The organism is Neisseria sicca (assembly GCF_017753665.1).
GTDB classification, from domain to species: Bacteria; Pseudomonadota; Gammaproteobacteria; order Burkholderiales; family Neisseriaceae; genus Neisseria; species Neisseria flava.
This window is the reverse complement of sequence record NZ_CP072524.1, coordinates 1,259,273-1,281,581: the sequence shown is the minus strand read 5'-3', so window position 1 is coordinate 1,281,581 and position 22,309 is coordinate 1,259,273. Positions and strand designations below refer to the sequence as shown.

The 22,309-nt window shown below is 52.2% G+C and carries 16 protein-coding genes, 1 tRNA gene, 1 other RNA gene and 1 pseudogene; 11 read left to right on the top strand and 8 right to left on the bottom strand.

Going from position 1 to position 22,309, the window contains the following annotated elements; translation table 11 throughout:
- The first annotated feature begins 137 nt into the window (after window positions 1-137).
- Window positions 138-554, top strand: coding sequence for a hypothetical protein (locus J7445_RS06055; RefSeq protein ID WP_019271466.1), 417 nt, complete (start codon window positions 138-140; stop codon window positions 552-554).
- Window positions 555-721: 167 nt separating this feature from the next.
- On the opposite strand, the gene J7445_RS06050 is transcribed toward J7445_RS06055, so the two are convergent.
- The gene (locus J7445_RS06050; RefSeq protein ID WP_209283333.1) at window positions 722-1,729 is read right to left on the bottom strand and encodes an IS5 family transposase; all 1,008 of its coding nucleotides are present in this window, start codon (window positions 1,727-1,729) and stop codon (window positions 722-724) included.
- Window positions 1,730-1,970: 241 nt separating this feature from the next.
- On the opposite strand from J7445_RS06050, the gene J7445_RS06045 reads away from it, so the two are divergent.
- The 4 genes from J7445_RS06045 (at window position 1,971) to J7445_RS06030 (ending at window position 4,924) form a co-directional block, all read left to right on the top strand.
- Window positions 1,971-3,632, top strand: coding sequence for an electron transfer flavoprotein-ubiquinone oxidoreductase (locus J7445_RS06045; RefSeq protein WP_209283332.1), 1,662 nt, complete (start codon window positions 1,971-1,973; stop codon window positions 3,630-3,632).
- Between the two features lie 141 nt (window positions 3,633-3,773).
- Window positions 3,774-4,124 carry a helix-turn-helix domain-containing protein gene (locus J7445_RS06040; RefSeq protein ID WP_244969532.1) on the top strand — a complete coding sequence of 117 codons (351 nt, stop codon included), beginning with the start codon at window positions 3,774-3,776 and terminating at the stop codon, window positions 4,122-4,124.
- Window positions 4,028-4,303, top strand: coding sequence for a hypothetical protein (locus J7445_RS06035; RefSeq protein ID WP_209283331.1), 276 nt, complete (start codon window positions 4,028-4,030; stop codon window positions 4,301-4,303). The genes J7445_RS06040 and J7445_RS06035 overlap by 97 nt, the downstream gene beginning before the upstream one ends.
- 24 nt (window positions 4,304-4,327) lie before the next feature.
- Window positions 4,328-4,924 (top strand): IS3 family transposase, encoded by a 597-nt coding sequence (locus J7445_RS06030; RefSeq protein WP_209283330.1) that lies wholly within the window; start codon window positions 4,328-4,330, stop codon window positions 4,922-4,924.
- Between the two features lie 340 nt (window positions 4,925-5,264).
- Here J7445_RS06030 and J7445_RS06025 read toward each other — a convergent pair whose 3' ends face one another.
- Window positions 5,265-9,098 (bottom strand): DUF3683 domain-containing protein, encoded by a 3,834-nt coding sequence (locus J7445_RS06025; protein WP_209283329.1) that lies wholly within the window; start codon window positions 9,096-9,098, stop codon window positions 5,265-5,267.
- A gap of 438 nt (window positions 9,099-9,536) precedes the next feature.
- Here J7445_RS06025 and ffs point away from each other — a divergent pair.
- An RNA gene (gene ffs, locus J7445_RS06020) (signal recognition particle sRNA small type) lies at window positions 9,537-9,633 on the top strand.
- A gap of 112 nt (window positions 9,634-9,745) precedes the next feature.
- Here the strand turns inward: ffs and J7445_RS06015 are convergent.
- Window positions 9,746-9,967: an MFS transporter gene (locus tag J7445_RS06015; protein WP_209283328.1), complete on the bottom strand. Its 222-nt coding sequence runs from the start codon at window positions 9,965-9,967 to the stop codon at window positions 9,746-9,748.
- 499 nt (window positions 9,968-10,466) lie between these two features.
- On the opposite strand from J7445_RS06015, the gene dld reads away from it, so the two are divergent.
- From dld to J7445_RS05995, 4 genes are all read left to right on the top strand, one after another.
- The gene (gene dld, locus J7445_RS06010; protein WP_209283327.1) at window positions 10,467-12,158 is read left to right on the top strand and encodes a D-lactate dehydrogenase; all 1,692 of its coding nucleotides are present in this window, start codon (window positions 10,467-10,469) and stop codon (window positions 12,156-12,158) included.
- A 179-nt stretch (window positions 12,159-12,337) separates the two neighbouring features.
- Window positions 12,338-12,886, top strand: a complete 549-nt coding sequence (locus tag J7445_RS06005) for a carboxymuconolactone decarboxylase family protein (RefSeq protein WP_019270161.1) — start codon at window positions 12,338-12,340, stop codon at window positions 12,884-12,886.
- Between the two features lie 151 nt (window positions 12,887-13,037).
- On the top strand, window positions 13,038-14,126 hold the full coding sequence (locus tag J7445_RS06000) for an acyl-CoA dehydrogenase family protein (protein WP_209283326.1): 1,089 nt from the start codon (window positions 13,038-13,040) through the stop codon (window positions 14,124-14,126).
- 85 nt (window positions 14,127-14,211) lie between these two features.
- Window positions 14,212-14,382 carry a rubredoxin gene (locus J7445_RS05995; protein WP_003757556.1) on the top strand — a complete coding sequence of 57 codons (171 nt, stop codon included), beginning with the start codon at window positions 14,212-14,214 and terminating at the stop codon, window positions 14,380-14,382.
- 356 nt (window positions 14,383-14,738) lie between these two features.
- On the opposite strand, the gene J7445_RS05990 is transcribed toward J7445_RS05995, so the two are convergent.
- The 5 genes and pseudogenes from J7445_RS05990 to J7445_RS05970 all read right to left on the bottom strand — a co-directional run.
- A tRNA-Ser gene (locus tag J7445_RS05990) sits at window positions 14,739-14,829 on the bottom strand.
- Window positions 14,830-14,909: 80 nt separating this feature from the next.
- Window positions 14,910-15,689 (bottom strand): peroxide stress protein YaaA, encoded by a 780-nt coding sequence (gene yaaA, locus J7445_RS05985; protein ID WP_209283325.1) that lies wholly within the window; start codon window positions 15,687-15,689, stop codon window positions 14,910-14,912.
- Window positions 15,690-15,851: 162 nt separating this feature from the next.
- A complete protein-coding gene (locus J7445_RS05980; protein WP_209283324.1) occupies window positions 15,852-17,864 on the bottom strand; it encodes an LTA synthase family protein in 2,013 nt (670 codons plus the stop codon).
- Window positions 17,865-18,154: 290 nt separating this feature from the next.
- The gene (tkt, locus tag J7445_RS05975) at window positions 18,155-20,134 is read right to left on the bottom strand and encodes a transketolase (protein WP_244969531.1); all 1,980 of its coding nucleotides are present in this window, start codon (window positions 20,132-20,134) and stop codon (window positions 18,155-18,157) included.
- 113 nt (window positions 20,135-20,247) lie between these two features.
- A pseudogene (locus J7445_RS05970) lies at window positions 20,248-20,361 on the bottom strand (IS5/IS1182 family transposase); the annotation flags it as partial.
- Window positions 20,362-20,752: 391 nt separating this feature from the next.
- Here J7445_RS05970 and ccoG point away from each other — a divergent pair.
- Entirely contained in the window at window positions 20,753-22,264 is a 1,512-nt protein-coding gene (ccoG, locus tag J7445_RS05965; RefSeq protein ID WP_209283323.1) for a cytochrome c oxidase accessory protein CcoG, read from the top strand.
- The last annotated feature ends 45 nt before the right edge of the window (window positions 22,265-22,309 follow it).

The following is a 22,309-nucleotide window of genomic DNA, read 5'->3' as shown; positions in this document are numbered from 1 at the left end:
TTCCAATCCATTAGACAGTCATACTGGTCATTCTTGTCTATTCTTGGGAAAAGACAAGAATAGATGTCATGTGGGCGATGTTTTACCTCAATTCATCGTTTGGTTAGGCTTTTTTCTATTTGCTGCATTTATTTGTTATGTCTGCTGCGCTCATTATTACTCTCAGTATCCCGGACAATAAGGAAATTCGGGGTTTTTCAAAATATAATGAAAATACTTTATTTCATATTGGAGATAAAAATTTTTCTTTATATGATTGGATTTATACTTTCTCTGAAGAGAAAGGGGTGTATCCCGAAAATTTTGCCAATAAGCGTACTTATTTAGAATTTATCAAGAAAAACAAAAAACAGTTGAAATTGGATTACTTTAGGCTTCAATGCGATTTATTGGAGGATTTGAACGGTATTCCTTGCAATTTTTTTCTGTGTCTGACAGATATTACTAAGATAGATAAAATGCTATCTATATATGGACGCTTTGTTTTTATTGATGAAATATCGGATAAAACCCTTTTTGAGGAAGGTGTGCTCTATCATATTGGCAAAAAATGAAGAAGAGTGGTATTCGGAAAGAGACCTTTGCAAAAAAGCCCTTTCCCCGACAGCCGAAACCCAAACACAGGTTTTCGGCTGTTTCTGCCACTAATTGCTCCTGATTTTACCCAAATACCCCCTTAATCCTCCCCGGATACCTGATAATCAGGCATCCGGGCCGCCTTTTAGGCGGCAACAGGCACACTTAGCCTGTTAGCCGCTTTCAACAGGTTCAAACACATCGCCTTCAGATGGCTTTGCGCACTCACTTTAATCAGCCCAAAATAGGCTGCCCGGGCGTAGCGGAATTTACGGTGCAGCGTACCGAAGCTTTGTTCGACCACATAACGGGTCTTCGACAAATATCGGTTACGTTTGGTTTGCACTTCCGTCAGCGGACGGTTGCGGTGGGCTTTGCGCATAATGCCGTCCAGCAACCGATGGTCTTTCAGATGTTGCCGGTTTTCCGCACTGTCGTAGCCTTTGTCGGCATAGACGGTTGTGTCTTTGGCTATTCCTTCCAGCAAAGGCAACAGGTGGTTACACTCATGGGTATTGGCGGGGGTGATGTGCAGTTTCTCGATATAGCCTTCCTCATCGGTACGGGTATGTTGTTTGTAACCGAGTCTGTAGAGGCCGTTTTTCTTTGTCCAACGGGCATCTTTGTCCTTACTCGGTGTGGTTTGGCCGCTGACTTGTCCTTCTTCATCGACTTCTATAGCCTGACGCTGTTTGCTGCCGGCAGTTTGAATAATGGTGGCGTCAATGACGGCGGCGGATGCTTTCTCTACTTTTAGGTTTTTTTCGGTCAGTTGGCAGTTAATCAGTTCCAGCAATTCGGACAGGGTGTCGTCTTGCGCCAGCCAGTTGCGGTAGCGGCATAAGGTGCTGTAATCGGGGATGCTCAGTTCGTCAAAGCGGCAAAACAGGTTGAAATCGATGCGGGTGATGAGGCTGTGTTCGAGTTCGGGATCGGAGAGGCTGTGCCATTGTCCGAGCAGGACGGCTTTGAACATGGACAACAGGGAATAGGCGGGACGGCCGCGGTGGTCTCGGAGGTAACGGGTTCTTTGACGATTCAGGTACTGTTCGACCGGCTGCCAATCAATCACTTGATCCAACTTCAATAGTGGGAAGCGGTCGATGTGTTTGGCAATCATGGCTTGTGCGGTTTGCCGGAAGAAGGTGCTCATGAGAAATCCCCTAAATGTCTTGGTGGGAATTTAGGGGATTTTGGGGAATTTTGCAAAGGTCTCGGAAAGTGTATTGCGTCAATATGTAGAATAATATGTGGAAATTTAGTTGGACTTGAAGAAAAGGTCGTCTGAAAACCGAAAACATGGTTTCAGACGACCTTTGTTGTATTTGGTAACTATATGTTCCCGTTGTATAATCACGAGTTTGCAATTCAATAATAAACATACAGGAACCGCCATGACAGAATCCATCACCCGCGACAGTATGCAATACGATGTCGTGATTGTCGGCGCAGGCCCGTCGGGTTTGTCTGCCGCCATCAAACTGAAGCAGCTTGCCGAAAAAAACGGGCGCGAAATCAGCGTTTGCGTGGTGGAGAAGGGTTCGGAGGTGGGTGCGCATTCGCTGGCGGGCGCGGTCATTGATCCGATTGCGCTGAATGAGCTGATTCCCGACTGGAAAGAAAAAGGCGCGCCGCTGACGCGCGCGGTAACGCAGGACAAAGTGTTGTTCCTGACGGAGAAAAAAGCGTTCAATCTGCCCGTTACCCCGAATTTCAACAATCACGGCAACTACATCGTCAGCTTGGGCGAAGTCGTGCGCTGGTTGGCGGAGCAGGCGGAAAATATGGGCGTGGAAATCTATCCGGGCTTTGCCGCCGCCGAAGTGCTGTATCACGAAGACGGTTCGGTCAAAGGCATTGCAACCGGCAATATGGGCGTGGGTAAAGACGGCGAGCCGACCGACAGTTTCCAGCCCGGCATGGAGCTTTGGGCGCAGCAAACCCTGTTTGCCGAAGGTTGCCGCGGTTCGCTTTCCAAACAAGTCATCGAACGTTTCCAACTCGACCAAAACAGCCAGCCGCAAACTTACGGTTTGGGCATCAAAGAGATTTGGGAAGTGTCGTCTGAAAAACATCAGCCCGGCTTGGTGGTACACAGCGCGGGCTGGCCGCTGGACAGCAAAACCTACGGCGGCGCGTTTGTTTATCATTTCGACGACAACAAAGTCGCCGTCGGTTTCGTAGTCGGTTTGGATTATCAAAACCCTTATCTGTCGCCGTTTGAAGAGTTCCAACGTTTCAAAACCCATCCCGAAATCCGCAAAACCTTCGAAGGCGGTCGCCGCATCGCTTACGGCGCACGTTCGCTGATTGAAGGCGGTTTGCAAAGCCTGCCGAAGCTCTCGTTCAAGGGCGGCGTTTTAATCGGCGATGCGGCGGGTTTCCTCAATATGCCGCGCATCAAAGGCATCCATACCGCGATGAAATCCGCCATGCTCGCCGCCGAAGCCGTGTTCCCCTTGTTGGAAAACCTTGAAGAAGTGGAGGGCTTCGACAGCGGTAAAGAGGCGGCGGATTATCAGCAACGTTTTGAACAAAGCTGGCTGTATCAAGAGCTTTACGCCGCGCGTAATGTCCGTCCGTCATTCAAATGGGGCGTTTACCTCGGCTCAATCTATACCGGCATCGACCAGATGATTTTCAGAGGCAAGGCTCCGTGGACCTTGAAACATCACGGCAAAGACAACGAGCAGCTCAAAAAAGCCGCCGCGTGCAAGCCGATTGATTATCCGAAACCCGACGGCGTGTTGACCTTCGACCGTTTGAGCAGCGTCTTCCTTGCCAATCTCGCGCACGAAGAAAACCAGCCCGACCATTTGGTGCTGAAAAATCCGCAAACGATGATAGACGTGAACTACAAAGAATACGCTTCGCCCGAAACGCGCTATTGTCCGGCTGGTGTGTATGAAATCGTCGAAGAGAACGGCAGTCCGCGCCTGCAAATCAACGCCGCCAACTGCGTTCACTGCAAAACGTGCGACATCAAAGACCCGACGCAAAACATCACTTGGATTTGCCCTGAAGGCGCAAGCGGACCGAATTATGGCGGGATGTAGGTTTCGTCGGTAACTTTGGCTAAGTTGGTCAAACATTTGCCGCCTTGGATAAAGAAAGGTCGTCTGAAAATCTTGGTTTAAGGTGAACTGCACCCCAAAAGTTGGACACATCCCCTCCAACTCACAAGGTGCAGTTTTTTTATGAGCAAATATACATTACACTTCAAATACCAAGCCGTACTCCACTACCTGCACATACGCAGCCAACAGCGTACCGCAGATCATTACGGCATCTCCCGAACCCACCTGCGGCGACGGATACGCGCCTATCAGGAAGGCGGTATCGGCGCACTCGAACATCCACAATCCAAAACCATGACCGACCACCGCAAAAACCCCTTCATCGCCGACAAACCCGACCACGAAAAAACACAGGCAGAGCTTATTGAAGAGTTGTGCTATATGCGCGCAGAGGTCGCCTACCTAAAGGAGTTAAAAGCCCTCAGCCAAAAGCGGACCGAAAAGGACAAAGCCAAACCGTCCAAACACTGAGGGCGCAGCACCCGCTCAAATACCTACTGCACATCGCAAACCTGCCCAAAAGCAGCTTTTACTACCACCACCAAGACCGATCCGACCCCGACGCAGCCGACAAAGCCCTCCTTGTCGAAACCTACCGGCGGCATAAAGGACGCTACGGGCAAAGGCGCATTGCCGCAACATTGGATTAGAACCGCAAAAAAGCAGCTCGGTTGATGAAACAGATGGGGCTGAAAGCCAAAATACGGGCGAAAAAAGCCTACCGCCATCCCGCCATGGGCGAAATATCGGAACACCTCCTCAAACGCCGGTTCAAAGCCCAAAAGCCCAACGAAAAATGGCTGACCGACGTGACCGAACTCAAAGGGAGCGACGGCAAACTGTACCTCTCGCCAATCTTGGACTTGTTCAACCGAGAAATCGTCGCCTACGCCATGAGCCGCAATGCTAACAGCGAAATGGTGAAGGAAATGCTCGAAAAAGCCGCACCCCGGCTGACCGGCGAAGGAACGATGCTTCATTCGGACCAAGGTGTGCTGTACCGTACAACGGGATATAGGGAATTGCTTGCGGAGCATTCCATGGTTCAAAGCATGTCGCGTAAGGCGAACTGCTGGGACAATGCGCCGATGGAAAGCTTCTTTGCGGTGTTGAAGACGGAGTGTTTCTATAACGCAGGAGAATTGACGGTAGACGAATTGATGAAACAGATAGATGACTATATGGATTACTACAACCGGGAGCGTTGCAGTTTGAAATTGAAAAAGCTGAGTCCTGTCGCATACAGAACCCAGCTTGCACAGAGCGCCTGAATAGGCTTTTATGAGTGTCCAAGATTTGGGGGCCAGTTCAAAGTTTTCAGACGACCTTTTTTCATAGTCGGAAAGAATTGAAGAAGGAATAGGATTTTATCTGTTTCAAACGTAAAGGTCGTCTGAAAATCGAAAGGAGATGGGAACACAGTTCACAGGCAAAGCCAATTTCTGAGCCGTCGCCTTTTCAGCCTTGGAAGATATAGGAAATTTGTCAAACTGTTTTCGGCAAATTAGCGCATCAAAACTGTCTTCACTCTAACCTTCCAAAGTATCTCCGCCGATTTAATAAATGAGGTTTTCAGACGACCTTTGGGGTCGTCTGAAAACCTTACAAACCTTACAGCAACACTTTCTCCACGCCGCCGTTGTTGGCTTTTTTCACAAACTCGTCCAGCCAATTTTCGCCGAGGATATGTTTCGCCATTTCGATGACGATATAGTCGGCGGGCATGTCGTTGTCGTCGGCGTAGCGGCTCAGACCTTGCAGGCAGGCGGGGCAGGAGGTGAGCATTTTGACGGGTTCGCCTTGCGGCAGCTCTTTGAGGTTTTTCTCGATTTCTTCCTGTTTGCGGAATTTGACTTGGGTGGCGATGTCGGGCCGTTTGACGGCAAACATGCCGGATTCGCCGCAGCAGCGGTCACTTAAGACGACTTTCTGCCCCATGAGGCTGCTTGCCATTTGGGTGGCGTTCATGGTTTTGATGGGCGTGTGGCAGGGGTCGTGGTAGAGGTATTGCTGACCTTTCACGCCGTTCAGTTGCACGCCTTTTTCGAGCAGGTATTCGTGGATGTCGATGATGCGGCAGCCGGGGAAGATTTCTTCAAAGCGGTATTTTTCGAGCTGGTCGTAGCAGGTGCCGCAACTGACGACAACGGTTTTGATGTCGAGGTAGTTGAGGGTATTCGCCATGCGGTGGAAGGCGACGCGGTTGTTGGTGCTCATTTGTTCGGCTTTTGCCTTGTTGCCGCCCGCGTCCTGCGGATAGCCGCAACACATATAGCCGGGCGGCAGGACGGTTTGTACGCCGACGTGCCAGAGCATGGCTTGAACGGCGAGTCCGATTTGGCTGAACAGGCGTTCGGAACCACAGCCGGGGAAGTAGAACACGGCTTCGGCATCTTCAGGCGCGGCGGGGTTGCGGATGATGGGGATGCTTTTGTCGTCTTCGATGCCGAGCATGGAGCGCGGTGTTTTGGCGGGCACGCTTTTGGGCAAAGGACGGTTGATGAAGTGGATGATTTGTTCTTTGACCGGAGCGGTGCCGACGGTGGCTTTGGGTTCGGCTTTTTGTTTTTTGGTGCCGACAGGCAGCAGTTTGCCGATTTTGTAGGCGAAGTTCTGCGCGGGGAAGCCGGTCTGTATCATGGCGGCGCGCAGGACTTTGATGGTTTTCGGGCCGGTAGCGTTCAGGAACGCCATGCCCATCGATGCGGCGGGCGCGAAGCGTTTGTGGCCGGAATCGGCAAGGTAGTTGCGGATGGCTACGGTTACGTCGCCGAAGTCGATGTTGACGGGGCAGGGTTTGACGCAGCGGTGGCACACGGTGCAGTGGTCGCCGATGTCCATGAGTTCTTCAAAGTGTTTGATGGAAACGCCGCGTCGGGTTTGTTCTTCGTATAAGAAGGCTTCGGTCAAGAGCCCCACGCCGAGGATTTTGTTGCGCGGGCTGTACAGCAGGTTGGCGCGCGGAACGTGGGTGGAGCAGACGGGTTTGCATTTGCCGCAGCGCAAGCAGTCTTTGACGGAATCGGCGATGGTGCCGAGGTCTGATTTTTCCATAATCAGCGATTCCGCGCCCAACAGCTCGAACGACGGCGTGTAGGCGTTGCGTAAGTCCGAGCCTTTCATCAGTTTGTGACGGTTGAAGGTGTGTTTTGGATCGACTTGTTTTTTATAGTCCCAAAACGGCTGCAAATCTTCATCGGTCAAAAATTCGAGCTTGGTAATGCCGATGCCGTGTTCGCCCGAAATCACGCCGCCGAGCGAGCGGGCGAGTTTCATGATGCGTTCGACCGAGCGGTAGGCGGTCTGAAGCATTTGGGCGTCGTCTGAATTGACGGGGATGTTGGTATGAACGTTGCCGTCGCCGGCGTGCATGTGCAGTGCGACGAAGACGCGACCGCGTACGGTTTTGGCGTGGATTTTGCCCAAGCCTTCGATGATTTTGGTGTCGGTTTTGCCGCTGAAGATTTCGGCGAGCGGTTTCATTACGTCGTCTTTGACGGACACGCGCAGGCGGAAATCACGGAATGCGGTGAAACAGCTCTCGTCGTCTTTGGCTTCGGGCGCGGCATGGACGGCTGCGCCGTAGCGGGATTTGTAGTCAGCAAGCGGCGTGTCCAGATGGGCGAGCAACCAGTCCCAACGTTCTTTGACGGCGGAAACGTGGGCAAGGGCGTGTTTGCCGCGTTCGCCTAAAAGTTCGGCGGTCGGCAGGTCCGTGCCCATTTTGTCGATAGGGAGTTTGCCCGACAGATATTGCTCCAATGCGGCGCACAAGGTGAGTTTGTTTTGAATGGAAAGCTCGATGTTGATGCGTTCGATACCGTCCGAATACTCGCCCAGCCGCTCCAGCGGAATCACCACGTCTTCGTTGATTTTAAAGGCGTTGGTGTGTTTGGCGATGGCGGCGGTGCGGCTGCGGTCGAGCCAGAAGGTTTTGCGCGCTTCGGGCGACACAGCGATAAAGCCTTCGCCGTCGCGGGCGCGGGCAAGTTTGCAGATGTGTTCGGCGGCTGCCTCTACGGCGGCTTCGTCGTCTGAAACCACGTCCGCCAGCAAGACCATTTTCGGCCGCCCCTTGCCTGCCGCTTTGGTGGCGTAACCGACGGCGCGGACATAACGCCAGTCCAAATGCTCCAAACCCGCCAGCCGCACGCTGTCGTGGGCGAGCAGGAAATCGCGGATTTCGACGATAGAAGGCGTGGCGGTGGCGACCGTGCCGAAAAACTCCATACATACGGTGCGCGTGTATTTCGGCATTTTGTGCAACACGAAAGCGACGCTGGTGATGATGCCGTCCGTGCCTTCTTTCTGCACGCCGGGCAGACCGCTCAAGAATTTGTCGGTAACGTCTTTGCCCAAACCGACTTTGCGGAATTTGTGGCCGGGGATTTCCAAGCGTTCGGTTTTAACGACATTAATGCCGTCTGAATCCAGCGTGTGAACGTCGAACACGGCGGTTTCTTCGTCATGGATTTTGCCGAAATTGTGGCGCACGCGCTCGATGCGCAGCCATTCACCCTGCGGGTTGACCATCTGCCAGTAGGCAAGGTTGTCCAACGCCGTCCCCCACAGCACGGCTTTTTTGCCACCCGCGTTCATCGCCACATTGCCGCCCACGCAGGAAGCATCGGCGGAAGTCGGATCGACGGCGAACACCAAACCCGCCTGATGCGCGGTTTCTTCCACCCGCCGCGTGACCACGCCCGCGCCGCAATGGATAATCGGATGTTTGCCGTCCAAACCCGCCAGTTCGACAAATTCGACGCCGCGATGCTTGTCCAGCTTTTCCGTATTGATGACCGCGCTGTTTGCATCCAAAGGCACGGCGCCGCCGGTATAACCCGTGCCGCCGCCGCGCGGGATAATGACCAAATCCAGCTCAATTAAGGCGCGCACCAAAGGCGCGACTTCCGCCTCCGTGTCGGGATTGACGACCACAAACGGATATTCGACGCGCCAGTCGGTCGCATCGGTAACGTGCGTTACCCGCGCCAGCCCGTCAAACATAATATTGTGCGGCTTGGTGATTTTGCTCAAACGCTCCAAAATCTGCCGCCGCTTTTGGCGTGTTTCGTCAAAACTGCCGTCAAAACGCTCAACCGCCTTTTCTGCCGCCGCCACCAATACATCGACTTGCGGATTGTCGTCGCGGCGTTTGCGGATTTCGTTCAAACGGTGGCGCATTTCCCGCACCAGCGCGGCGCGGCGTTTCGGATGTTCCAGCAAATCATCGACCAGATACGGATTGCGCACGACCACCCAAATATCGCCCAACACTTCAAACAGCATCCGCGCCGAACGCCCCGTCCTGCGCTGTCCGCGCAAGTCCTGCAGGATTTGCCACGCCTCATCGCCCAACAGGCGGATGACGATTTCGCGGTCGGTGTAGGAAGTATAGTTGTAGGGAATTTCCCGAATACGCTGCGGGGCGGTAGTCGTGGTCATGGTGGCGGTGTGTCCGTATGATTATTGGTACGGCGAAACTGCGGAAAACTGCGGCATGATTTCGCTGTGTTTTTAGGAAAAAGGTCGTCTGAAAGCGCAGCTTCAACGAAGTTATAGTGGATTAAATTTAAATCAGAACAAGGCGACGAAGCTGCAGACAGTACAGATAGTACGGCAAGGCGAGGCAACGCCGTACTGGTTTAAAGTTAATCCACTATAAAACGATTTTCGAGCCAATCAGACAACTTGGTAGAAAGTGTTAATGTAGTTTAAATTTCGATGTTTTTCAACGTCGAAGGTGAAAAATGTTTCAATAGGAATGATTTTTAAAAAAGCGGATATTGTTGACAATTTTACCGCAAACAAACTTTTCAGACGACCTTTGACGCCGGCGCGCTTGAGTTTTCCCGTAAAACAGTTATAATGCCATTCTCTTACGGCGGGTCTCCCCGCATGGTAATTCGGAACAACGGGTCAGGGGCGGAAGCCAGCAGCCCACTCTGATGAGCCAGTGCCGGGGGTCTGGCTCGCCACCCTATTAAAAAACACCGAAGATCGATTGGTCTTCGGTGTTTTTGCTTTTGCAGAACTCGGGATGGGAAAAAGGTCGTCTGAAAATTTCAGACGACCTTTTCGTTCATATCGATTTAAGAATCCTCTTTAATCAGCGATTTGGACAATTCCTCCAAAGGCACGCCTTTGGTTTCCGGCATCATCGTCATCACGAAAACGAGCTGCAACACCATCATCGCCGTGAAGCAGACGAATACCCAACCCGCCCCGATGCTGCCGAACAGGAACGGAATGGCGGCGGGAATGGTGGCAAAACTTCTGTTTTCAGCCGGTTTTAGTAACGTGCCATCAGTCAAGACGCGCTTGAGATTTTAGTTGGAAGAATAGAAAGGCGCGGCTTTCTGAAGAGTGATGTTATTGTTGTGAAGCATTTTTTTATAGTGGATTAACTTTAAACCAGTACGGCGTTGCCTCGCCTTAGCTCAAAGAGAACGATTCTCTAAGGTGCTGAAGCACCAAGTGAATCGGTTCCGTACTATTTGTACTGTCTGCGGCTTCGTCACCTTGTCCTGATTTAAAGTTAATCCACTATATTGATAAGAGGCCGGGTCATTATGTTTTAAAACATTTTTACTGACAAGCTGCCATCCATGTCATATTTGATTCTCCACAAAGTTTGCGCTGAAAAGGCAAAAGGTCGTCTGAAAAGGCGGAACTTGGCTTCAATAGGCTTACGATGCCTGTTTTCCAGCCGGATTTCGTTTTCAGACGACCTTTACTTTACCCTTGGGCATTACTACAATGTTTCGATTTCGATGTCCGAAGTAATATAAACAGACTATTTAGGAGAGTGCCATGACCGCCTCGCAATTAATCAGCAGCCTGACCCAAACCGTCGGCGAAAAATACATCATCACCGACCCCGCGAAAACTGAACAATACCGCCAAGGCTACCGTTTCGGCGAGGGTAGGGCATTGGCGGTGGTGCGCCCCGGAACCATTCTGGAGATGTGGAAAATTTTGCAGGCATGTGTTGAAGCAGATGTGATTGTGATTACGCAGGCGGCGAATACCGGTTTGACAGGCGGCTCGACCCCCGATGGCAACGATTACGACCGCGACATCGTGATTGTGAACACCATGCGGATGAACATCATCCAAACCATCAACAACAACGAACAAGTCGTCTGCCTGCCTGGCTCGACCCTGAACCAACTCGAATTGCTGCTGAAACCTTTGGGGCGCGAACCGCATTCGGTCATTGGTTCATCCTGCATCGGCGCGTCCGTTTTGGGCGGCGTGTGCAACAACTCAGGCGGCGCATTGGTGCAGCGCGGCCCTGCCTACACAGAAATGGCGCTGTTCGCACAAATCAACGAAGAGGGCAAACTGGAGTTGGTTAACCATTTGGGCATAGATTTGGGCGACACGCCCGAAGAAATCCTGACCAATCTTCAAGGCCATCACTATCAAAGAAAAGACATCACGCAAGACGCAGGCAAAGGACACGACCACGCCTATTGCGACCATGTTCGTCAAGTGGACGAGCCGACCGCCGCGCGTTTCAATGCCGACCCGGCGCGCCATTACGAAGCATCCGGTTGCGCAGGCAAACTGATGGTTTTTGCTGTCCGTTTGGACACTTTCCCGCAAGAAAAGCAAACTGCCGTGTTCTACATCGGCACCAACGATATTAATGAATTGACCGACATCCGCCGCGCCGCCTTGGGCGAATTTGAAAGCCTGCCCGTTTCTGGCGAATACATCCATCGCGATGCTTTCGATATTGCCGACGTGTACGGCAAAGACACGTTCTACGTCATCAAAAAATTCGGTACGCACCAACTGCCGAAATTATTTGATTTCAAAGCCAAAGTTGACAGATTCGGCAAAAAAGTCAGCTTTCTTCCCAAACATTTTTCCGATAAGGTCATGCAGTTCGTCAGCAAATACCTGCCCGACCACCTGCCCAAATCCATGCGCGATTACCGCGACAAATACGAACACCATCTAATTTTGAAAATGGGCGGAAAAGGCGTCGATGAAGCGCGCGCGTTCCTGAAAGAGTATTTTGCACACCACGGCGGCGCGTTTTTCGAATGCAACGCCGAAGAAACCCAAGCCGCCATGCTGCACCGTTTTGCCGTCGCTTCCGCCGCCATCCGCTACCGCGCCGTGCATGACGACGAAGTGGAAGATTTGGTCGCGCTGGACATCGCCCTGCGCCGCGACGACCGCGACTGGTTTGAAAAACTGCCGCAGGAAATCGACAATAAAATCATACACAAGCTCTACTACGGACATTTCATGTGCCACGTTTTCCATCAGGATTACATCATCAAAAAAGGCAACGACTGCATGGCATTGGAACACGAAATGCTGCATCTCTTAGACCAACGCGGCGCGCAATATCCTGCCGAACACAACGTCGGACATTTGTACGAGGCCAAACCTGCGCTCAAGCAGTTCTACCGCAAACTCGATCCGACCAACAGCTTCAATCCGGGCATAGGTAAGACCAGTAAGAAGAAAAACTGGGCTGAATGATAAGGTCGGGATGGTATAAGTGAATGAAAGGTCGTCTGAAAACTGCATTCGGTTTTCAGACGACCTTTTTGCTTATAACTTTTGGTTTGCAGCACATAACCAATCAGTCTTTCCCGAAAAACGCCAATCGGAGTAGTATGCCACATTCCGTTCAATACACTGAAAACAAAGGTATAAATATGGCACGCTTAACTGTACACACCGTCGAAACCGCTCCCGAAGCAGCAAAACCCCGCGTCGAAGCCGCGCTGAAAAACAATGGCTTTATCCCCAACCTCATCGGCGTATTGGCAAACGCGCCTGAAGCGTTGGCGTTTTATCAAGAAGTCGGCAAATTGAACGCCGCCAACAGTCTGACTCCCGGTGAAGTCGAAGTCATCCAAATCATCGCCGCCCGCACCAACGAATGCGGTTTCTGCGTGGCAGGCCACACCAAACTGGCAACCCTGAAAAAACTCCTGTCCGAACAATCCATCAAAGCCTCGCGCGCATTGGCGGTAGGCGAATTTGACGATGCCAAACTGGGCGCGCTCGCTGCGTTTACCCAAGCCGTGATGGCGAAAAAAGGCGCGGTATCCGATGCCGAACTCAAAGCCTTCTTCGACGCAGGCTACAACCAGCAGCAGGCTGTCGAAGTCGTAATGGGCGTTGCCTTGGCGACTTTGTGCAACTACGTCAACAACGTCGCGCAAACAGACATCAACCCTGAATTGCAGGCATTCGCCTGATTCTGACCCAAGGTCGTCTGAAAAGCGTCGGCAAAACCATTTGCCCGTTTTCAGACGACCTTTTTCAAAAATGCCGTCCCTGTAACAGACCGCATCCCTTCTCAAACGGAACGCTCCCGCGCCGTCCGCACACATTTTCAAGGATAAGACCATGAACCGTGAAACCTTATTGTCTCAAGTTGCCGAACTCGTCAAAACCAAACTCAAACCTTTAGTGGACGAAATCGACCGCAATGGCTTGTATCCCGAAGATTTTATGCGCGAACTCGGCGCCATCGGCGGATTCGGCGCAGTCGGTACGGAAGCGGAAGGCGGCAACGGCTTGGGTTTGGCGACGCAAATCGCCGTCTTGCGCGAAGTCGGCAAAGAATGCGGCGCGACTTCGTTCAGCGCATGGTGTCAGGCGGCTTGCGCTTGGTATCTGCACCAGACGCCCAACCAAGCCGTCAAAGACAAATACCTCACCGACATCCTGCAAGGCAAAGTATTGGCGGGTACGGGCATGTCCAATACCGTCAAACACCTCGCCGGCATTGAAAAACACAACCTTCAAGCCGAGCGCGTGGACGGCGGCTACAAAGTTAACGGCGCGCTGCCGTGGGTATCCAACATCGGCGAAGACCACATCTGGGCGAATACCGCCCAAATCGGCGACGGCTACGTCATGTTCATCACCGGCGGACAATGGGAAGGCGTGACCCTGCAAGCCTGCCCCGAATTCTGCGCCCTCGAAGGCACGCGCACGTTCAGCCTGAATTTCAAAGACGTATTCATCCCTGACGAAGACGTGATCGCCGCGCCCGAACAGTTCTCCGACTACATCGCCTCCATCAAGTCCGGCTTCATCCTGCTGCAAATAGGCATCGGCGCGGGCGTGATCGACGGCAGCCTCGGCATCATCCGCATCGCCAACGTCGTCAACGCCGAGGTCAACAGCTATCTCGACGACAGCTACGACAGCCTCAAAGCCGCCTTGGACGAAGCATGGCAAACCACCGAACGACTGGCAGACTTGGCTTGGAACAACACGCCCGACAACCTCGCCACGCTGAAACTGCGCGCCGCCGCCGCTGAGCTGACGCTTGCCGCCGCCCAATCCGCCGCCTTACACGCCGGCGCCAAAGGCTACCTCATGCGCAGCCCCGCCCAACGCCGCGTCCGCGAAGCCATGTTTGTCGCCATCGTTACCCCTGCGTTGAAACACTTGCGCAAAGAAATCGCAGCGCTGGAAGCGGCATAAGGGCTGAAACAGACCAACAAGGGGTCGTCTGAAAACCTTTTGCCGACCGTTTTCAGACGACCTCAACCATCAGAAGGAACACACCATGGCACAATATATGTGCGGCCCCTGCGGCTGGATTTACGACGAAGACCTCGGCGACCCCGAACACGGCATCGCCCCCGGCACCAAATTCGATGACATCCCCGACGATTGGAAATGCCCCGAATGCGGCGTGGGTAAAGAAGATTTTTATCTGCTGGATTTCGTGATATAGCTTTGGACACACTAAAACACTAAAAAGGTCGTCTGAAAACGTTGGAGTAAACGGTTTCAGACGACCTTTTATTTTTAATCAGAAATGACGGCAGGTGAATATTTTCTATGTGAATATACAATAAAAACCAATAAGTCGGATAACAAAAAAGCTACCATTTTACGGTAGCTTATTATTTTAATTTAGCGATATGGTGGGATTGGGGAAGCTTCGAGCAGGATTTGCACCCTCAGCAGATTTCGAGTCTGCTGCATTCAGCCTCTCTGCCGCGTTTCCCTAGAATAAAGTAAAACCAAATAAAAATGCTGTTGGCTGGGCTTCACTTCATTTTTACTTGGTTTTGCTGTTTCAAGAAATGGCGGAAGCGGTGAGATTCGAACTCACGGAGGGCTATCAACCCTCGACGGTTTTCAAGACCGTTGCATTAAACCGCTCTGCCACGCTTCCGTCTCTTGAAGCGGAAATAATAATAAAATTTGTCGGGTTTGCCAAGCAAAATTTTGGGGTGAGTATTTAGTTTTTTGTTTTTACTTGGTTTGTTCTTTGCGCATGAACACCCATTCAGACTCATTGGACGCCGCTGCGTTAAATGAGTAGCCTTCGTAATCGAAATTTTTCAGCATTTCCGGGTCGGTAATATTGTGTTCCGCCGCATAGCGCACCATCAGTCCGCGCGCGCGTTTGGCGTAGAAGCTGATAATTTTGTATTTGCCGTTTTTTTCGTCTTTGAAAACGGGGGTAATCAAGCGGGCTTTGAGTTTTTGGGTGTTGACGGATTTGAAATATTCTTGTGATGCGAGGTTGATCAATATGTCGCTGCCGGCTTGGGTAAGGGTGTCGTTTAGCAGGTCAGTAATGGTGTCGCCCCAAAATTCATACAGGTTCTTGCCGCGCGTGTTGGCAAACGCCGTTCCCATTTCCAAACGGTAGGGCTGCATCAAATCCAGCGGGCGTAAGACGCCGTAGAGGCCGGAAAGCAGGCGGACGTGTTGTTGCAGATATTGGATTTGTTCGGGTTTGAGGGTGTCTGCGGCGATGCCTTCGTAAACGTCGCCGTTGAACATAAAGACTGCCTGTTTGGCGTTGTCGGGGGTAAATGGTGTATGCCATTCGGCGTTGCGCTCGGCGTTTAAGAGGGCGATTTTGTCAGAGACATGCATCAGCTCGGCGATTTGCTGCGGGGCAAGTTCACGCAGTTGACGCATCAGGATTTCGGCTTCCGCCAAGAGGTCGGGTTGGGTAAATTCTTTGACGGGTGCGGGGGCTTTTTCATTGAGGTTTTTAGCGGGGGAAAGGACGAAAAACATGATGGGCTCGGAGATGTGATAAACAGCGGCATTGTAGGTTTAAAATGTTTTGTGGGCAAGTTTGGTAAGTGAAGTAAATACCGTTATAGCAAAGGCGGTTTATATGGGTATAAAAAGGTCGTCTGAAACTTTTCAGACGACCTTTGATGTTTATAAACAGATTTATTGGGTGCTGACAATCCGGTTTATCTGCCATTCAAGAAACGGTGTATATGCTGAGGCGCGGCGGATAATGGCTTGGTCTTCGCCGTCCGGCGTGCTTGGGCGGCTTTCAGCGGTTTGGATGTTTTGGTTGTCCCATTTGTGGAATGCTTTGCTGTGTTGGTGATAGAAGCCGCGTTCGGTGATGATGACTTCGGGGTTGTAGCCGTAGCCGCACCATGCGGAATCGGGTTGCGGGGCGGTGAGGTTGCAGCCGGTTTGGTAGTAGCTCGATTTGGACAGGCTTAAGTTGTAGAGGGTCGGCAGGATGTCTTTGTGCGAACCTGCGCGTTCGGGATGATATTCGGTGCTGCCGCGGTAGGCTTGCGGAACGTACAGATAGAAGGGGACGCTGTGACCGAGTGCGACATCGGCGGATTCGGGATAGCCGATGGCGCGCATATTGTGGTCGCCGGTGGCGGCGATAATGGTGTCGGGCGCGATGGTTTTCACTTTGCCGATAAAGCGTCCGAGTTGGTCGTTGCTGTATCGGAAGGTGTTGAAAATTTCATTCAGCTCTTTGCCTGAGGCGAGGTTGGCAAGGCGTTTTTGCTCTTGTTCGTCCAAGCGGAAGTTTTTGACCTGATGCGGTGCGGGCAGGTGGTAGGGCGGATGGTTGGTCACGGACATCATCATGATGAATACGGGCGTGCCGCTTTTTTCGGCGCGCGCGAGTTCTTCTTCGGCATAACGGAACATGAATTCGTCGGGTACGCCCCATGTTTCGGATTTTGCTTCGGGATAGCGGGTTTTGAGGGTGTTTTCATCGATGATTTCGTTGACGCCCAAGTGCCGCAGGAAGGTGTCGAAATCGCGCCAGCCGCCGTTGCCCGCCGTAATATAGACGACGCGGTAGCCGGCATCGAGATAGGGTTTGAACATATTGCCGGGGAAGGTTTTGTTTTTAGCAAGGGATTGGCTGAGGTTGAGACGCGGACTGCGGACGAAGAAGCGGTGCAGGGTGTCGCTGGTGCCGTCTCCCTCGGAAACGAATTTGCGGTACACCCAGTCTTGCTGCCAGTGTTTGCCGAGTTCGCCCAAGAGGTCCCGTTCGGGATTGTCCATGTTCAAGAGATGCGCGCTCATGCTTTCCATGACAGTGAGAACGACGTTGGGACGGTGTTTTTCGACGGCGGCGTTTGCGGCGGTTTGGGCAAAGAGCTGCGTCAAGTCGGCGTTTGTTTTTTTATCGAGCAGGGTGCTGATGAGCCGGCTGCCGTCTTCATCGGAGACGGGGTGGAAGTCGTTGCTGTTGCGGTATTCGTTGACTGCCCAGCTTAGGGAGGTCAGGGCGTTGGGAACGAGTTTGTTGATTTGCGGTGCGGCAGAAATCTGCATGGCGGTCTGACGCAGGGGGAATTTGCCGAACGAGCCGCGTATGCCTGCGGCAAGCGCGAGGACGGGTAAGAGGATGGCGGCAATCCAAGCGGTTTTTCCCCATGAGGTCGTCTGAAAGTGGGTACGGCGGCGGATGAGGCTGAATATTTTGCCGAAAACGAAAGCTGCGGCAATCAAGGCGGCAAGACAGGGGATGACGGGATAGTCCGACCAGACGGTTTTCAGGACGGCGCGGGTGTCTTCGTCCGCTAGACCGAAGACAAAGACGTCAAATTGACGGTCGTAAACGCTGTAATAGAACCAGTTACCCAGCGCGGCGGCAAAGGCGGTCAGGAAAAGGACGGTTGCGACGGTAGGCAGGAGGCGTAGGGTAAAGGCGGCGGTTTTCTGCGTAATCAGTCCGAACAGCCCGATCAGGAAGGGGAAGGCGGCGGCAACGGAGGCGATTTTGATGTCGAACAGCAGCCCTTTGACAAACAAAGCCGCCAAATCGCCCGCGTAACGGCTGCGGATGTCGTCTGAAACGAAATGGTACAGCATGAAGAAACGTTCGACGGAGAAAACAGCGACGATGGATGCCCATAAAATCAGGCAGATGAGGAGGGTTTTCCGATAGGTAGCAAGGCGAGTCATCATAATTGGCGGGTAAGATGGGTTAGATGTAAATTTATATCAAATTTAGTAAGGTGTAATTTTACGGTTTAGCGGTGCGGCTTTCAAGATATGGCAAAAGATTATCAGGAATAGGAGGGGCTTCAGATGCTGCTTTATTCGGCGTTTCTATGCAACTTCGTTGGCGTAGGAAGGGTTGCGCCACTGTATGGGTTGGATTTCTGTTAAACCGGTTTGGGCGGCTTTAAAGGAAAAAGGTCGTCTGAAAACCTTATCTTCCGTTTTCAGACGACCTTTGATGCGATGGCAGCCGTTTACAGAACTGATTTCACAGTATCCACCACATTTTCCACTGTAAAGCCGAATTCTTTGAACAGCAGTTCGGCAGGGGCGGATTCGCCGAAGCGGTTGAGACCGACGACTGCGCCGTTCAGTCCGACGTATTTGTACCAGCCGTCGGCGTGTCCGGCTTCTACGGCAACGCGCGGCAGACCTTCGGGCAGGACTGCGGCTTTATAGGCGGCGTCTTGGCGGTCGAATACGTTGGTGGACGGCATGGAAACGACGCGTACGGCGATGTTTTGCGCGGCGAGGGCTTTTTGCGCTTCTAAAGCCAGCTCGACTTCGGAACCGGTGGCAATGATGACGGCTTGGGCGTTGCCTTGGGCTTCGCTGATGACGTAGCCGCCGCGTTTGATGTCGTTCAGTTGTTGTTCGCTGCGCGCTTGGAATTTCAGGTTTTGGCGGCTGAAAATCAGGCAGGACGGATGGTATTTGGCTTTTGCCGCTTCCGCCCATGCGACCAAGGATTCGGCGGTGTCGCACGGACGCCATACGTCCATGTTCGGAATCAGGCGCAGGGTGGCGGTTTGCTCGATGGGTTGGTGGGTCGGGCCGTCTTCGCCGAGGCCGATGGAATCGTGGGTGAAGACGAAGACGGGGTTGATTTTCATCAGTGCCGCCATGCGCAAGGCGTTGCGTTCGTATTCGCTGAACATCAGAAAAGTCGCGCCGAACGGTTTCACGCCGCCGTGCAGGGCAAGACCGTTCATGATGGCACCCATGCCGAACTCACGCACGCCGTAGTGGATGTAATTGCCGCCTTTTTCGCGGGTAACGGAGACGCTGTTTGACCAGTCGGTCAGGTTGGACGGGGTCAGGTCGGCAGAACCGCCTACCAGTTCGGGCAGCGCTTTGGCGAGGATTTCGATGCTGTTTTGGCTGGCTTTGCGGGTGGCGATGGTTTCGGCTTTGGCGCACACTTCTTTCAATGCGGCTTGAACGTATGCATCGAAATTGTCCGGCAGTTTTTTATCCATGCGGCGCACGAATTCTGCGGCTTCGGCAGGATATTTGGCTTGGTATTGCGCGAACAGCTCGTTCCATTCCGCTTCAAGCTTCGCACCTTTTTCTTTTGCATCCCATGCGGCATAGATTTCTTGCGGGATTTCAAAGGCGGGGTAAGCCCAGCCCAAATGTTTGCGCGTGGCTTCGATTTCGTCCGCGCCCAAAGGTGCGCCGTGGGTTTTGTGGCTGCCTTCTTTATTGGCGCTGCCTTTCCCGATTAAGGTTTTGCAGCAGATGAGGGACGGTTTGCCGGTTTCGGCACGGGCGGCTTCGATGGCGGCTTGAATGGCGGCGGTGTCATGACCATTTACGTTGGGAACGACGTGCCAGCCGTAGCTTTCAAAGCGTTGCGGGATGTTTTCGGTAAACCAGCCGTCCACTTTGCCGTCGATGGAAATATTGTTGTCATCATATAAAACAATCAGTTTGCCCAAGCCCAAAGTGCCGGCGAGCGAACAGGCTTCGTGCGATACGCCTTCCATCAGACAGCCGTCGCCCATGAAGACGTAGGTGTAGTGATCGACGATGTTCAAACCGTCTTTATTAAATTCGGCGGCAAGGATTTTTTCGGCCAATGCCATACCTACTGCGTTGGCAATACCTTGTCCCAACGGGCCGGTAGTGGTTTCCACTCCGTCGGTGTAGCCGTATTCGGGGTGGCCGGGGGTTTTGCTGTGCAGTTGGCGGAAGTTTTTCAAGTCTTCAATGCTCAGGTTGTAGCCGGTCAGGTGCAGCAGGCTGTACAACAGCATGGACGCGTGGCCGTTGGAGAGGATGAAGCGGTCGCGGTTGTAGAATTTGGGGTTGGCGGGGTTGTGGTGCAGGAATTTCGTCCACAATACTTCCGCCATTTCCGCCATACCCATGGGCGCACCAGGGTGGCCGGAATTTGCTTTTTGAACGGCATCAGCCGAGAGGAAACGGATTGCGTTTGCCAGTTGAGACATTTTGTACCTTCCTTGCTGTTGTATTGGTTTGAAACGGTAAAGAAAATCCCGTTGATTATCGCCCGATTCGGGCAGGCTTTCAAGGATATGGGCGGCTTTCAGACGACCTTTCTGTATAGTGGATTAACTTTAAACCAGTACGGCGTTGCCTCGCCTTGCCGTACTATCTGTACTGTCTGCGGCTTCGTCGCCTTGTCCTGATTTAAATTTAATCCACTATATATTGTTGGGAACACTTTGAATCAGTACGGCGCTGGCTTCGCTTTGTCCTGTTTTAAAAATTGTCCGCATAAGGGGTCGTCTGAAACAAGCAAAGTAGATGAGATTAACTGTTATTCCGTTTTGAAACAGCAGTTTATAAATTTTTATCGGAGATATAGCGATTCGCTATAAGCATAGCGTCATCGGTTATATGCAACTGCTTGAATATCGCCGATTTCAGACTTGGGCAACGGAAAAATCAAAACGGGTGGCATATAAAAGCCAAGTAGGGCTTTTTGCTTTGGTCAAGCTCAAATGATATGATTCCGACGCATATAAAAGGTCGTCTGAAAAACCAATCAAACCAGTAATCAGAATAAAAGACCTGCGCGCAAACACACGAAGGAACACTGAAAAATGTCAACAGAAAACCAAGCCGAAAACGCTGTGTCAGAAGAAAAAAACGCTGCCTCGAAAGAGCAGTCCGAGAAACCGGCAAAAACCGCTCCGCCCAAACCCTCAAAACCCAAATCCAGCGTCATCCAAATCCATCCCGAAGGCGAACGCATCCATCCGAAAAAAGCGGAAGGGCGGTTCGCCAAATTGCGTATAGCCGCCGTATTGGCGACGCAGTTTGTGTTTTATGTGATTCCGTGGTTCAACTGGAGCGACCGTCAGGCGGTACTCTTCAATATTCCGGACCGGCATTTCTTCATTTTCGGGCTGTCGTTGGGTATGGGCGACTTGATTTACCTTGCCCTGCTGCTGATGATTTGCGCCTTCGGGCTGTTTTGGTGGACGACTATTGCCGGACGCTTGTGGTGCGGCTATTCCTGCCCGCAGACGGTTTACACCGAAATCATGCTATGGATCGACAACTTGGTCGAAGGCGACCGCAACAAACGCCTGAAGCTGGAAAAATCGCCGTGGAATTTCACTAAAATCCGCATCAAAGCAACTAAAGCCCTGCTGATTTTCCTTGTCTGCGCATGGACAGGCATTACCTTTGCGGGCTGGTTTGTCCCGATCCGCCAGTTCGTTCCCGACTTGTTTGCCGGAGCGGCGGGCGGCGGCGCGATGTTTGCCGCAGCGTTTTACGGCTTCATGACCTTCTTCTTTGCCCACGTTATGCGCGAGAAAGTGTGCCTGCATATGTGTCCGTATGCACGCTTCCAAAGCGCGATGTTCGACAAAGACACGCTGATTATTTCTTACGATACCGAACGCGGCGAACCGCGCGGCGCGCGCAAGAAAACCGCCAACAAAGAAGACAGCGGATTGGGCGACTGCATCAACTGCACCATGTGCGTACAGGTCTGTCCCGTCGGTATCGATATCCGCGACGGTTTGCAGTATCAATGTATCGGCTGTGCGGCGTGTATTGATGCCTGCGACGAAATTATGGACAAAATGGGTTATCCGCGCGGCCTGATACGCTATACGACCGAAGGTGCGTTGGAACACGAATATCCTGAAAGCGACATCAAAAAACGCTTGAAACGTCCGCGTGTGGCGGGATACGGCGCTGTTTTGCTGGTGGTTATTATCGCTTTCTTAGTCGGACTTTCCACCCGTAAAATGGTCGAAGTCGATATTTTGAAAGACCGCGGCGTGATGGTGCGCGAAAACAGCAAAGGTTGGCTGGAAAACGCATATAACCTGCGCATTATCAACAATAGTGAAAACGAACAAGTGATGACTGCGACAGTCAAAGGCTTTGAAGAAATTGCCCTGACCGGACTGCCGGAAGGCGGCGTGAAAATCGCACCGCGCCAAACGTTGACCATCCCTGTCCAAGTTTCCACCATTCCCGAATACGCCGACAAGGGCAGCCATCCGATTGAGTTTACCTTCACTTATCGCGAAACCGGCAAAGCAGATGGCAAACCCACTATCTTGGAAGAAGAAGCAACCTTTATCGGAGAATAAAACGTGTCCGAACAAAAACAAGTCAAACCTTGGTACAAACACATT